This window comes from Clostridium bornimense (genome assembly GCF_018917145.1).
GTDB lineage: Bacteria > Bacillota > Clostridia > Clostridiales > Clostridiaceae > Clostridium_AN > Clostridium_AN bornimense_A.
Genome location: NZ_JAHLOD010000004.1, coordinates 38,081 through 51,779, shown reverse-complemented (window position 1 = coordinate 51,779; position 13,699 = coordinate 38,081). Strand labels below are relative to the sequence as shown.

At 28.9% G+C, this 13,699-nt stretch carries 11 protein-coding genes; all 11 read left to right on the top strand.

Annotated features, from left to right (window positions below):
• Positions 1–344 precede the first annotated feature (344 nt).
• The 11 genes from KQI30_RS02360 to KQI30_RS02305 all read left to right on the top strand — a co-directional run bounded on the left by KQI30_RS02360 (position 345) and on the right by KQI30_RS02305 (position 13,637).
• Positions 345–1,223 carry a DHH family phosphoesterase gene (locus KQI30_RS02360; RefSeq protein WP_216461555.1) on the top strand — a complete coding sequence of 293 codons (879 nt, stop codon included), beginning with the start codon at positions 345–347 and terminating at the stop codon, positions 1,221–1,223.
• A gap of 11 nt (positions 1,224–1,234) precedes the next feature.
• Positions 1,235–1,753: an adenine phosphoribosyltransferase gene (locus KQI30_RS02355; protein ID WP_216461554.1), complete on the top strand. Its 519-nt coding sequence runs from the start codon at positions 1,235–1,237 to the stop codon at positions 1,751–1,753.
• A gap of 641 nt (positions 1,754–2,394) precedes the next feature.
• On the top strand, positions 2,395–3,282 hold the full coding sequence (locus KQI30_RS02345) for an RNA-guided endonuclease InsQ/TnpB family protein (protein WP_216461614.1): 888 nt from the start codon (positions 2,395–2,397) through the stop codon (positions 3,280–3,282).
• 167 nt (positions 3,283–3,449) lie between these two features.
• Positions 3,450–5,618: a RelA/SpoT family protein gene (locus KQI30_RS02340; RefSeq protein ID WP_216461553.1), complete on the top strand. Its 2,169-nt coding sequence runs from the start codon at positions 3,450–3,452 to the stop codon at positions 5,616–5,618.
• A gap of 9 nt (positions 5,619–5,627) precedes the next feature.
• Entirely contained in the window at positions 5,628–6,077 is a 450-nt protein-coding gene (gene dtd / locus KQI30_RS02335) for a D-aminoacyl-tRNA deacylase (protein WP_216461552.1), read from the top strand.
• A gap of 12 nt (positions 6,078–6,089) precedes the next feature.
• On the top strand, positions 6,090–6,698 hold the full coding sequence (locus KQI30_RS02330; RefSeq protein ID WP_216461551.1) for an MBL fold metallo-hydrolase: 609 nt from the start codon (positions 6,090–6,092) through the stop codon (positions 6,696–6,698).
• A gap of 9 nt (positions 6,699–6,707) precedes the next feature.
• Positions 6,708–8,129 carry a coproporphyrinogen III oxidase gene (locus KQI30_RS02325; RefSeq protein ID WP_216461550.1) on the top strand — a complete coding sequence of 474 codons (1,422 nt, stop codon included), beginning with the start codon at positions 6,708–6,710 and terminating at the stop codon, positions 8,127–8,129.
• Positions 8,130–8,143: 14 nt separating this feature from the next.
• The gene (hisS, locus tag KQI30_RS02320; protein WP_216461549.1) at positions 8,144–9,400 is read left to right on the top strand and encodes a histidine--tRNA ligase; all 1,257 of its coding nucleotides are present in this window, start codon (positions 8,144–8,146) and stop codon (positions 9,398–9,400) included.
• A 17-nt stretch (positions 9,401–9,417) separates the two neighbouring features.
• Complete coding sequence (aspS, locus tag KQI30_RS02315) at positions 9,418–11,205, top strand: aspartate--tRNA ligase (RefSeq protein ID WP_216461548.1); 1,788 nt, start codon at positions 9,418–9,420, stop codon at positions 11,203–11,205.
• 362 nt (positions 11,206–11,567) lie between these two features.
• Positions 11,568–12,677: an ABC transporter ATP-binding protein gene (locus KQI30_RS02310; RefSeq protein ID WP_216461547.1), complete on the top strand. Its 1,110-nt coding sequence runs from the start codon at positions 11,568–11,570 to the stop codon at positions 12,675–12,677.
• A 12-nt stretch (positions 12,678–12,689) separates the two neighbouring features.
• The gene (locus tag KQI30_RS02305) at positions 12,690–13,637 is read left to right on the top strand and encodes a PucR family transcriptional regulator (RefSeq protein WP_216461546.1); all 948 of its coding nucleotides are present in this window, start codon (positions 12,690–12,692) and stop codon (positions 13,635–13,637) included.
• The last annotated feature ends 62 nt before the right edge of the window (positions 13,638–13,699 follow it).

Genomic DNA, 13,699 nt, shown 5'->3' with positions numbered 1-13,699 from the left:
GGGGCTAATGAAGGCTGTGCCTTCATGTAGCTTGAAGTAGGAACCTATTATTAGTGAAAACAACATTTAAGTATAACAGTTTTATATATGCACTAAATACAATTGTAACTTTAGCCATCCGCAGGACTATAATATTTTCCCTTTAGGGAAAATTAACCGAAATTGCGAATTGTGAAATGTTTGAATTGTGAATTATTAATTGTTAATTATATAAAAAAGTACAAAATTTGTATTAGTATTTTATAAAATATGTAAATGATAGGTTTTAATTATAAAAAATATTTGTCAAAACATTCTTTTAAAGCTATAATATATTTGCTTTGACTATTTTGGAGGTTAACAGTATGGAGTATGTTTTGAGAAAACAACAAGGGATGAAGGAAATAGGTCAAATTGAATATAATCCATATTTGATGAAGAATATGAATGAATCTGTAGAAAGACTGTCTAAGGCTATTAATAATAGAGAGAAGATAGTCATTTATGGATATTATGATGTAGATGGGATAACAGCAGTTTCTCTATTATTGCTTTTATTTAAATATCTTAATGCAGATGTGGAATATTTTATTCCAGAGAATATTATGGATGAGAGAGAATTGTCCTATGAAGTTATAAAAAATCATATAAAGTTTTTAGGGGCAGATCTCATTATAACAGTAGGTTGTGGAATAAATTCATATTCAGCAATAGAGCATTGTAAAGAGTTAGGGATAGATGTTATTGTTACAGACCATAGGGAATGCCAAGGTATAATTCCAGATACATATGTACTAAATCCTAAACAAAATAGTTGTGGTTATCCATTTAAGGACTTAAGTGGCGCAGGTATAGCATATAAGCTTGCTATGGCGATATCCATGGAATATAAGGCAAAATGTGCGTTTAAATATTTAGATTTATGTATGCTTGGAACTATTTCTTCAGATACTCCAATAATAAATGAGAATAAGACTATTGTAGAGCGTGGTATACAACATTTATGTAATACAAAGAATTACGGAATAAAAGCTCTTATTAAAGAGAATAATGTATATGATATAAATGAAGCAGCGGCATATAAGTTAGCTTTTACTGTAATTCCAAGAATTAATGCAATAGGAAGAATGGATGATGCACGTATAGTTGTGGAGTTATTTACTACGGAGGATCAAGATAGAGCTAGTCAAATTGCTAAATATCTTATAAAAGAAGTTAGAATAAATAAAAATTATTGTAAATGAGGAGAGACGAGATGGATTTAAAGAGTAAAATCAGAGTTATTGAAGATTTCCCAAAAGAAGGAATATCATTTAAGGATATTACTACTTTATTACAAGATGGAGAGGCATTAAAATATTCTATAGATAAGATGGCTGAAAGTTTAAAAGATAAAAATGTTGATATTGTTGTAGGACCTGAAGCAAGAGGATTTATTTTCGGGGTTCCTGTAGCATATGCTTTAGGGGCTGGGTTTGTTCCTGTAAGAAAACCAGGTAAATTGCCAGCAGAAACAATAGAAACATCATATAGTTTAGAATATGGTAGTGATACTTTAGCTATACATAAGGATTCAATAAAACCAGGTCAAAGAGTTGCAGTTGTTGATGATTTATTAGCAACAGGTGGAACATTAGCATCTGTAGTTAAATTAGTAGAAGAATTAGGAGGAGAAGTAGTATCAATTAATTTTGCTATAGAGTTAACTGGTTTAAATGGAAGAGAAAATTTTAAAGAGTATAATGTAGAGTCATTAGTAGAATATGAATTTTAATTATTTTATTTGTTAATATATATAAAATATAAATTGCAAAAATATATATACTATTATATAATGATAATAAAAATATTTGGCTGGTTTAAAAAAACCAGCCTTTGATTTTAGGAGGAAAGTTTAGATTATTAAAACATAGGTAAAGGTGTATTAGTATATACTCAAGAGGTAATATTAATGACAAATAAACACATGACAAATTATAAATCTAAAGGCTTTGTTGAATTGCTTGGTGTAAGTGTAAAGAATCCTTAACGTTAGTATAGAGAAAATATATTAAAAGCAAAAAGAACTCCAACAGATATAAGATATTACTTATGAACAATATTTAGAGTTCAAAGATATATCTGATAAATATAACAATAGAAGACAGTTGTTTATGTTAGAATATTTACTAATGTACAAAAAGATGATTTAAAAAATTAAATAGAATTTCTTCTAAACTTTACTTATTCTAAAGGAATAATATTAAATAATTTAAGATATAGGAAGTAGATTGAATTATAACGGTAAAAAATGAATTACTTTCACCATAAGAAGAAGTGGTTTAAGATATAATTTCAATACTACATGTTTTTATTTTATTTGGAGAATATACGGAATAAGAAGATATAAAAAGAATGTGAAAAGAGATGGAGAAATTGTTAAGAGCTTACAAAGTAGAAATAAAGCCAACTCAAAAGCAGATAGAAAAGATTAATCAAAGTATTGGTATATGTAGATGGCTATACAATCAATATCTGTTTACAAATAATCAGCTTTATGCTCAATATAAAAAAGGTTTTATTGATAAGAAACAATATGGATATATTCCAGTAGGTGAAAAAGTTATAAGTGGCACTGTTTCTAAAAAGTATAATAGGTATTATGTATCAGTTATTATAGATACAGATTGGAATATTCCAAGTGGAGAGTATACTGAAGGTATAGGAATTGACTTAGGCGTTAAGGATTTAGCTATATGTAGCAATAAACAAAAGTTTAAAAATATTAACAAAACACAAAAGATACGAAAGTTAGAGAAGAAATTAGAAAGAGAACAAAAAAGGCTTTCAAAGAAATATGAAAGTTTAAAATTAAGAAATAAGAAAGGAGAAGCTACTAGACAAAATATCCAAAAACAAATAGTTAAAGTACAGAGTATTCATCAAAGACTTACAAATATTAGAATAGATTATATTAATAAAACAATTTATGAAATAGTTAAGCAAAAACCAAGCTATATAACTATTGAAGACTTAAATGTACGTGGAATGATGAAGAATAGGCATTTATCCAAAGCAGTTGTTCAACAAAAACTATATGAATTTAGAAATAAATTAAACTATAAGTGCAACTTATTTGGTATTGAATTAAGAATAGTAGATAGATTTTATCCTTCAAGTAAACTATGTAACAATTGTGGTTCTATTAAAAGTGATTTAAAACTTAAAGATAGAATTTACAAATGTCATTGTGGATATATTGAAGATAGAGACTATAATGCAAGTCTTAATTTAAAAGATGCTAAAATTTATAAAATAGCATAAACAAGTTTTATAGATGTGTACGGATGGCTAGTTCGGAATTTACGCCTTTGGACTGTTATACCAAATCAAAGTAGTTCTCTATTTAAAGAACAAAATGAGACAGGGTGAAGAAGGAAAAATCTCGTAATGGATATATTTGTTCATATTTTGAGTAGCAGAATGATAATATGTTGGATAAGTTGCTAGAGAAAATAGATGAAAACAACACATCTATTGATAAAAAAATGGTTGAAAAAGCTTTTTATTTTGCAGAGAGTGCTCATGCGGGTCAAAAAAGGGAATCTGGAGAAGACTATATAATCCATCCAATAGAAGTGGCATGTATTCTTGCAGAAATGGGCCTTGATACGTCAACTATTATTGCAGGACTTATTCATGATGTTATAGAAGATACTAAATATACATATGATGACGTAGCCAAAAGATTTTCTACAGAAGTAGCTAATTTAGTTGATGGAGTAACTAAGCTTGGTAAAATAAAATTTCAAACTAAAGAAGAAGAACAGGCTAATAATGTAAGAAAAATGTTACTTGCTATGACTAAAGATATAAGAGTAATATTAATTAAGTTAGCAGATAGATTACACAATATGAGAACTCTAAAGTATATGCCTGAGAATAAGCAAAAAGAAAAAGCGAAGGAAACATTAGATATCTATGCACCTCTAGCACATAGATTAGGTATATCAAAGATAAAATGGGAGTTGGAAGATTTATCATTTAGATATCTTAACCCAGAAGAATATTATGATTTAGTAGATAAAATTGCGGCTAAAAGAACTGAAAGAGAAGCGGATATAAAAGAAATATTAAAAGAAGTATCAGAAATACTTGATAATGCAGGAATTAATGCAGAAATTGATGGAAGGCCGAAACATTTCTATTCAATTTACAAAAAGATGGTCACTAAAGGTAAAAGCATTGATGAAGTATTTGATTTAATGGCGTTTAGAATAATTGTAAATAGCATAAAAGATTGTTATGCAGTTTTAGGTATGGTTCATACATTATACAAACCTATTCCAGGGAGATTTAAAGATTATATAGCTATGCCTAAACCTAATATGTATCAATCATTGCATACTACAGTATTAGCTAAAGATGGTAAGCCTTTTGAGATACAGATAAGAACATTTGAAATGCATAAGACTGCTGAGTATGGTATAGCAGCACACTGGCAATACAAAGAAGGAACTACTAATGTTAAGGAATCGGATATTCAATCAAAGCTTGCATGGATAAGAGAAGTTATTGAGTGGCAAAGAGATGAAGATAATCCAAAAGAGTTTATGGAGAACTTTAAAATAGATTTATTTTCTGATGAAGTATTTGTATTTACACCGAGAGGAAAAGTTATAAATCTTCCTCATGGAGCTACTCCAATTGATTTAGCCTATAGAATACATACTGATGTAGGTAATAGATGTATAGGTGCTAAGGTAAATGGAAGAATTGTTTCATTAGACTATGAACTTAAAACTGGTGAAATTGTAGAAATATTAACATCATCAATAGAAAAGGGACCTAATATTGATTGGCTTAGTACTGTAAAGTCTAATCAAGCTAAGACTAAGATAAGAGCGTGGTTTAAGAAACAAAAACGAGAAGAGAATATATTAAAGGGTAAAGAACTTCTTGAAAGAGAAGCTAAAAAGCAAGGTCACAATTTTGGAGAAGTTGCAAAGAGTGAAATATTAGAAAAATTATTTAGAAAGTATAATTTCAACAATATAGAAGATCTTGAGGTATCTGTTGGGATTGGAAATATAATTGCATCAAATGTAATAACAAAACTTTTAGAAGTTAGAAAACCAGAAGTTAATCTTACAGTAGATGATGTAAAGGAATCTATTGCAAAAAATAAGAATAAGATTAAAAAGTCTTCAAGCTATGGAATTGTAGTTAAAGGAGAAACTGATATTTATGTAAGGTATGCAAAATGTTGTAATCCTGTGCCTGGAGATGAAGTAATGGGATATATAACAAAAGGTAGAGGAGTATCTGTTCATAGAAAAGATTGTAGAAATTTATTTTCTTTAATAAATACTGATCCATCTAGAGTTGTAGAAGTAGAGTGGAGTGGAGTTGCTTCTGAGGAGTTTGTTGCAGAGATAGATGTAAGAGGTGACGATAGATTCGGTTTATTAAATGATGTTATGAAAGTAATATCTGAAACTAAGATAGCTGTGGAAGGAATTAATGCAAAAACATCTAAAGAAGATGAAGCTCAGATTAATTTAAAAGTAAAAGTAGCAGATATTAAGATATTAAATGATCTTATTAAAAGGATAAAAAATATTAGAGGGATATATAAAGTATTTAGAACAAATAATTAAGGTGATAGTATGAGAGCTGTAGTACAGAGAGTTACTTCTTCGAAAGTTACTGTAAATGGTGAAGTAGTTGGATCGATAAAAAAAGGGTTTACTGTACTTTTAGGTATAAGTAAAGATGATGGTGAAGAAGATATAAAATATATAAAAGATAAAATTATTAATTTAAGAGTTTTTCAAGATGAAAATGATAAGATGAATTTATCATTAAGGGATGTAGGTGGAGAATTATTAATTATTTCTCAATTTACTTTATATGGTGATTGTAGAAAAGGAAGAAGACCTAACTTTATGGCAGCACTTGGTGGTAGTGAAGCAGAAATATTATATAATAAATTCTTAGAGGAAATAAAAAAAGAGGGTATTAAGGTTGAGACAGGAATATTCGGGGCAGATATGAAAGTTTCTATAGAGAATGATGGACCTGTCACACTTATTCTAGAATCAAAGAAGGATTTTTAGGAGTGAGGATTGATGGAAATAAAATTTAGCGCTTTAGGACCATATCAAACTAATTGTTATGTTGTTTATGATAGCGAATCATTAAGTGGAGTTATTATAGATCCAGGAGAATCTACTGAAGGTATTAATAGACTTTTAAAAGATACTAATGTAAAAGTAAAAGGAATTTTGCTTACTCATGGGCATGTAGATCATAGTGCTAGTGTTAATTATTTAATAAGCTTATTTCCTGAAGTAAAAGTGTATGTAAGTGCAATTGATGATAATAGAATGAAAAATAAAGATTTTATTTTTGGTGAAGCACCAATAGAAGGTAATGTAGTGCATATAAAGGAAAATGATGAATTAGTTTTTGATGATTTAAAGTTTAGAGTTATAGAAACACCAGGACATTCTGATGGAAGTGTATGCTACCTAATAGATAATATATTGTTCAGTGGTGATACAATTTTTAGAGGGTCTTATGGTAGATATGACCTTCCAGGTGGAGATGGTAGAACACTTATGAAGTCTATAACAGAAAAATTATTAAACCTAGATGGAAAAACTATAGTATATCCAGGTCATGGACCTAGTACTACAATTGAAAAGGAAAAAATCCATTATAGTTATAATTATTAGGAGTGAAAAATGAGAATAAAATTATCAGAGGAAACATATAGATATGAGATTTATCATACAGTAGCTATATTTTATGGATATAACGAAGTAGAAGTAGTAGATAGTAATGAAGATTTTTATATAAAGGTTAATCCCTTCTCCATAGAAATAGTAGGAGAGGGGAAGAATTTTGTCTATAACTTTTTAGAGGATATACCACTTAAAACAAATATAAGAAATGGTATATTTAAGTTCTTCTCAGAGATTACAAAAGTAAAAATACCATGGGGAACAATTGTAGGTATTAGACCTACGAAAAAGGTTATACTTTTAAAAGAACAAGGACTTTCTGATGAAGAAATTGTGGAATATATGAAAAAATATCATTTCACTAGAGAAGAAAAGACAAGACTCTGTTTAGATGTAGTCAATAAAGAAATAAAATTTGTTAATAAGGATAAAAATACTATTTCTATATATATAGGAATGGCATTTTGTCCAACTAAATGTTTATATTGTTCCTTTACATCAAATCCAATAAGTAGTAATAAGACACTTGTCTCTCCTTACTTGGAAGCATTGATGAAAGAAATTGATTTTGTAAGAGAATATGTGAAAAAGAAGTCACTAAATATAGAAACAGTATATTTTGGAGGCGGTACTCCAACATCAGTAAATGAAAAAGAATTTGAATTAGTGATGAATAATATATACAATAGTTTTATAAGGGATTATTCAATAAAAGAATTTACAGTGGAATGCGGAAGACCTGATTCTATAACTAAGGGTAAATTAGAAATTATGAAAAACTGTAATGTATCAAGAATATCAATCAATCCTCAAACTATGAATAATGATACATTAAGAGCTATAGGAAGAGGTCATACAGCAGAGGACGTTATAGAGAAGTTTAATTTAGCTAGGGAGTTAGGCTTTGACAATATAAATATGGACTTAATAGTAGGACTTCCTGGTGAAGGTTATAGTCATATAGATAATACAATAGTTGCAATAGAAAAGCTAAAACCAGAAGGAATAACAGTGCATGGTCTTTCAATTAAAAAAGGTTCTAACTTAGAAAGACTAATTCTTCAAGGGAAATTATTAGCTGAACCTAACTTAGAAGAAATTTTATATAGTTATAAAAAGATTAATGAATTAGCAACAAAGTTAAATATGAAACCATATTATATGTATAGACAGAAGAATATGGTTGGAAATATGGAGAATGTTGGATTTTCTATAGAAGGTCATGAAGGTATTTATAATATAGAAATGATTGAAGAAAAGCAGAATATTATTGCTATTGGTAGTGATGCTGTGTCAAAAATAATTTTTAATGATGAAAATAGATTAGAAAGATTTCCTAACCTTAAAGATGTTAGAGAATATGTAAATAGAATAGATGAGCTTATTTCAAGAAAAGAAAAATTCTTAAATGAGCGATGGTGATAGGAGGAAAATATATGGCAATGCAAGCACCTAAGGGTACTAAAGATTTATTACCTGCAGAATCTTATAAGTGGCAGTATTTAGAGGAGAATCTAAGAAAAATTGCCCATAGTTATGGTTGTAGGGAGATAAGAACTCCAATGTTTGAATCAACAGAATTATTTTTAAGAGGTGTTGGTGAAACAACAGATGTAGTTCAAAAGGAAATGTATACTTTTGAAGATAAAGGTGGTAGAAGTATAACTTTAAAACCTGAAGGTACATCACCGGCAGTAAGAGCATTTATAGAAAACTCTCTATTTAATGAAGCACAGCCAACTAAAATGTACTATTTCACACCAGTATTTAGATATGAAAATGTACAAAAAGGTAGATTAAGACAACATCATCAATTTGGTGTTGAAGTTTTTGGAGCAAAAGATGCAGCACAAGATGCTGAAATAATTTCTCTTGCTATGTCTGTGTTTAATAATTTAGGAGTTAAAGGCTTAAAGCTTAATATAAATAATATAGGTTGTGAAAAATGTAGACCTAAATATAATGAAGCACTTATAAAATATTTAAATGATTCTAAAGAAGATTTATGTGAGACTTGTTTAACAAGACTTGAAAAAAATCCACTTAGAATCTTAGATTGTAAAGTTAAGAAGTGTAAAGAAATTACTAAGAATGCACCACTTATAATTGATCATGTTTGTGATGAATGTAAGGATCACTTTGAGGAATTAAAGGGATACTTAGATGCATTAGGAATGGAGTACACAGTTAATCCATTTATAGTTAGAGGATTAGATTACTACACAAAAACAGTTTTTGAAATAATTAATAAAGATATAACTGTTTGTGGTGGAGGAAGATATGATAGACTAATAGGGGAAGTAGGAGGACCTACTATGCCAGCAGTTGGATTTGGTATGGGACTTGAAAGATTACTTCTTACTTTAGGAGAAGAAGGTATAGAAATTCCTGAGCCTGTTCACATTCACTTATACGTAGGATCTATGGATTTAGAAAGTAAAAAGGAAGCTTTAAAATTAGCTAACAAATTAAGAGGTGAAGGTATTGCTTGTGAAATTGATGTTACAGGTAGAAATTTAAAACCTCAAATGAAGTATGCTAATAAAATAAAGGCAGCTTTTACAGTAATCTTAGGTAGTACTGAAATAGAAGAAAGAAAAGCTAATTTCAAGAGAATGAGTGATGGTGAAATAACTAATATATCATTAGATGATATAGAGGCAATTGCAAAGTTAATAAAGGAAAGTTTATAGCAGAGGAGATATTTATAATGGCAGTGAGTATTAATGGGTTAAAAAGAACCGTAATGTGCGGGGAAGTAACAGAGGAGTATATTGGAAAAAGAATAACAGTAATGGGCTGGGTTCAAAGAAAAAGAAACCTAGGAGCATTAGTATTTATTGATTTAAGAGATATAAAAGGTATACTTCAAGCTGTTTTTGGTGAAGAAATAAATAAGGAAGCTTTTCAAGTAGCAGATACATTAAAAAGTGAATATTGTGTTGCTATAACAGGAGAAGTTGTTAGAAGAGAATCACCAAACAATGCAATGGCTACAGGACAAGTAGAACTTAAAGGGGAAGAAGTAGTTATTTTCTCTGAAAGTGAGACACCTCCTATTTATATAAAGGAAGATCTAGATGCAGCAGAAAATATAAGATTGAAATATAGATATTTAGATCTTAGAAGACCAGATATGCAAAAGTTATTTGTAATAAGACATAAAACTACTTCAATTATTAGAAATTATCTTAGTGACCATGGTTTCTTAGAAATGGAAACACCAATATTAACAAAATCTACTCCAGAAGGTGCTAGAGATTATCTTGTTCCAAGTAGAAATTATAATGGTGAGTTTTATGCTCTTCCACAATCACCACAATTATTTAAACAATTATTGATGGTATCTGGTTTTGATAGATATTATCAAATTGCTAAATGTTTCAGAGATGAAGATTTAAGAGCAAATAGACAACCAGAATTTACTCAAGTTGATATGGAGTTATCTTTTGTAGATATGGATGATGTTATGACTTTAAATGAAGGATTAATATCAAAAGTATTTAAGGAAGTATTAAATGTTGAAGTTCCAACACCATTTATGAGAATGCCTTATAAAATAGCAATGGATAAGTACGGAAGTGATAAGCCAGATATAAGATTTGGTATGGAGATTAATGATATCACAAATGTAGTTTCAGATATGGATTTTGTTGTATTTAAGAGCAATATAGAAGAAGGCGGTTTTGTAAAAGCAATCAACTTTGAAGGTGGAGCAGTTCTTGGAAGAAAGCAAATTGATAAGTTAGTTGATTTTGCTAAAAATCATAAAGCTAAAGGTCTTATTTGGATTGCATATAAGGAAGATGGTGTTAAGTCATCTATAGCTAAATTCTTAAGTGAAGAAAAAGCAAATGAAATAAAGGAAGCTATGGGAGCTAAAGATGGAGATCTTGTTCTTATTGTTTCAGATGCATATAAAAATGCTGTTGAATCATTAGGTGCACTTAGACTTCATATTGCTAAGGAATTTGATGTTATTAAGAATAAAGATGAATTTAAATTCTTATGGGTTACAGAATTCCCACTATTATCTTATGATGAAGAAGAAAAGAGATATGTAGCAGAGCATCATCCATTTACAATGCCAATGGATGAAGATTTAGAACTTTTAACTACTGATCCATTAAAGGTAAGAGCAAAAGCTTATGATATGGTTCTTAATGGTGAAGAGCTTGGGGGAGGATCTATAAGAATTCATGATTCAAAATTACAAGAAAAACTATTCAATACAATAGGATTTAGTGATGAAGAAGCAGAAGAAAAGTTTGGATTCTTGTTACAAGCATTTAAGTTTGGACCACCACCACATGGAGGATTAGCATTTGGGTTAGATAGAATGATAATGTTCTTAGGTGGAACAGATAACATAAAAGATGTTATAACATTCCCTAAAAATCAAAATGCTGCATGTCCAATGACAGAAGCTCCAGGTAAGGTAGATGATAAACAATTAAAAGAATTAGGAATTGAAGTAATAGAAAAAGAAGATAAGTAATATAAATAGTGTTGTAGAAGTTTATTCTGCAACACTATTTTTGTTTTAAAAAAGTTTACAAGTTAAAAAGATAAAAAAGTAATAAAAATCTTCAATAAATTTTAGAAATCTTATGTAAATGATAATGTAATTATTGTTTTGAAAAAATTATGTAAATGGATATTTAATTGCAGAATACAAAGGCTTACAATGAAAATAATTTGAAATAAAAAATCATAATATAAGGGAAAAATCATAAAATGTTGTATCTAAATACAAAAAAATACTGCCAATATTGTGCAAAATACCAATAGATGAAAACGTTTATGAGTTCTATAATGAAAGTGTAAGGAAAACAAGTTATAATATAAGGAGGAGGACAAATGGCAAATTTATCATTGAAGAATATATACAAGATATATCCAGGCGATGTAGTTGCAGTAAAAGACTTTAATCTTGAAATAGAAGATAAGGAATTTGTTGTTTTTGTAGGTCCATCTGGTTGTGGTAAATCTACAACATTAAGAATGATTGCTGGATTAGAAGATATCTCTAAAGGTGAATTATATATAGGCGATAAATTAGTAAACGATGTACCACCAAAGGAAAGAGATATAGCGATGGTATTCCAAAGCTATGCTTTATATCCACATATGTCAGTATATGACAACATGGCTTTCGCATTAAAGCTTAAAAAGGAACCTAAAGATGTAATTGATAAGAAGGTAAGAGAAGCTGCGAAGAGCTTAGATATTGAACATTTGTTAGATAGAAAGCCATCAGCATTATCAGGAGGTCAAAGACAAAGAGTTGCATTGGGAAGATCAATAGTAAGAGAACCTAAGGTATTCTTAATGGACGAGCCTCTATCAAACTTAGATGCAAAATTAAGAGTTCAAATGAGAACAGTAATTAGTAAGCTACATCATAAGCTTCAAACTACATTTATATATGTTACTCATGACCAAGTAGAAGCTATGACAATGGGTACAAAGATAGTAGTTATGAAGGATGGAATAGTACAACAAGTTGCATCACCAACTGAATTATATGACCGTCCAGTAAATAAGTTTGTAGGAAGCTTTATAGGAAGTCCTCAAATGAATTTTATAGATGTTACTGTAGTTGAAGAAAATGGTACATGCTATGCTAAGTTTGGAAAACATAAAGTAGCTGTATCCGATAAGATTGGAGAAGCACTTAGAAATAAGGGATATATTAACAAAGAAGTTACAATGGGTATAAGACCAGAACATATAAATTATGATAAAGAAAAATTACAAGCATATCCAAACTCTGTTGTTAAAGGAGAAATAGAAAACGTTGAAATAATGGGAGCAGAAAGTTACATACACTTCAATTTAGATGGTAGTACTATAGTATCAAGAGTAACTGGTAGTACATCACTACAAGTTGGTAACGTTACCGATTTCGCAATGTATGATACAAAATTCCATTTCTTCGATAAAGAAACAGAATTAAGAATTGGATAATTAGGAGGTAACATGTACAGTTTCAAGGGATCTTTTAAACACTTATTAGAAAACATAAACATACCATTTACAATTAAAACCTATGAAGGAGAGATTTTGGTAGATTCTATAAATAGTGAAAGCGAAGAAAAAGTAGAGACTGTAGTGACCTTCAATGACAAGACATTAATCATTGAAACTTTAGCACAATATAAAATATGTTTAGATCTTCTAAAGTATTGTATAGAGGTAAAGTTAAATGAATTATTAAAGTCAAAAGAAGAAATTATATCAGAAATAATAAAAGGACAAGATGTTTCTGAAGAAGTTGTTAAGGAAGTAATACCTTTTGTGTTAAATGAATTTAAGCTTATTAATCTGAAGCTAGACAAAGATGATGATAACATATTAGAGGAACTTAATGAATTTTTCCAAAATGATAATGCAGTAGTAGACAAAATAGATAGTTACATAGTTATAGTTTGTGTTACTAATGATATAAAAGAAACCATTAATAGAATAATTAATGAAGTTTTGGAAGAGAAAAATTATTATTTAAGTTATGCTAATGTAAAAAAGGTTTTAGAGCTAGGTGATAAGTTTAAGATAACTAAAGGTAGAATAGAATTAGCAAAGAAATATCAATTGTCTTCAAAGGTATATAGTGAAAAGAATTTGTTTTTTGAAGAGGTAATAGATTCTATTGATAAAAAGGAGAAAGAAAAAATCTATCATAATTTTTATGAAGCATTTTCAAAATTTGATGATGAACTTATAAGAACTATTGAAATTTTCTTTAATAGTGGCTTATGTGTTAGTGAAGCTTCAGAAAAGTTATATATTCATAGAAATACTCTCTTATATAGAATAGAAAAAATTAAGAAAATATCTCATTATGATATTAGTAAATTCAATGAAGCAGCAGAATTTAAGATACCTTTTCTGATATTTAAATCTATGATGAATAATGATATTAAATAAAATTGCGTTAAACCTTTAAGGTTTATATAAAAATCAAAGTATAAAAAATTAATAGGGTTAAT

Coding starts and splice junctions, on each gene's coding strand:
- aspS (WP_216461548.1), top strand. CDS start 9,418: ATGGCAGTGAGTATTAATGGGTTAAAAAGAACCGTAATGTGCGGGGAA.
- hisS (WP_216461549.1), top strand. CDS start 8,144: ATGGCAATGCAAGCACCTAAGGGTACTAAAGATTTATTACCTGCAGAA.
- KQI30_RS02340 (WP_216461553.1), top strand. CDS start 3,450: ATGTTGGATAAGTTGCTAGAGAAAATAGATGAAAACAACACATCTATT.
- KQI30_RS02305 (WP_216461546.1), top strand. CDS start 12,690: ATGTACAGTTTCAAGGGATCTTTTAAACACTTATTAGAAAACATAAAC.
- KQI30_RS02325 (WP_216461550.1), top strand. CDS start 6,708: ATGAGAATAAAATTATCAGAGGAAACATATAGATATGAGATTTATCAT.
- KQI30_RS02360 (WP_216461555.1), top strand. CDS start 345: ATGGAGTATGTTTTGAGAAAACAACAAGGGATGAAGGAAATAGGTCAA.
- KQI30_RS02355 (WP_216461554.1), top strand. CDS start 1,235: ATGGATTTAAAGAGTAAAATCAGAGTTATTGAAGATTTCCCAAAAGAA.
- KQI30_RS02330 (WP_216461551.1), top strand. CDS start 6,090: ATGGAAATAAAATTTAGCGCTTTAGGACCATATCAAACTAATTGTTAT.
- KQI30_RS02310 (WP_216461547.1), top strand. CDS start 11,568: ATGGCAAATTTATCATTGAAGAATATATACAAGATATATCCAGGCGAT.
- dtd (WP_216461552.1), top strand. CDS start 5,628: ATGAGAGCTGTAGTACAGAGAGTTACTTCTTCGAAAGTTACTGTAAAT.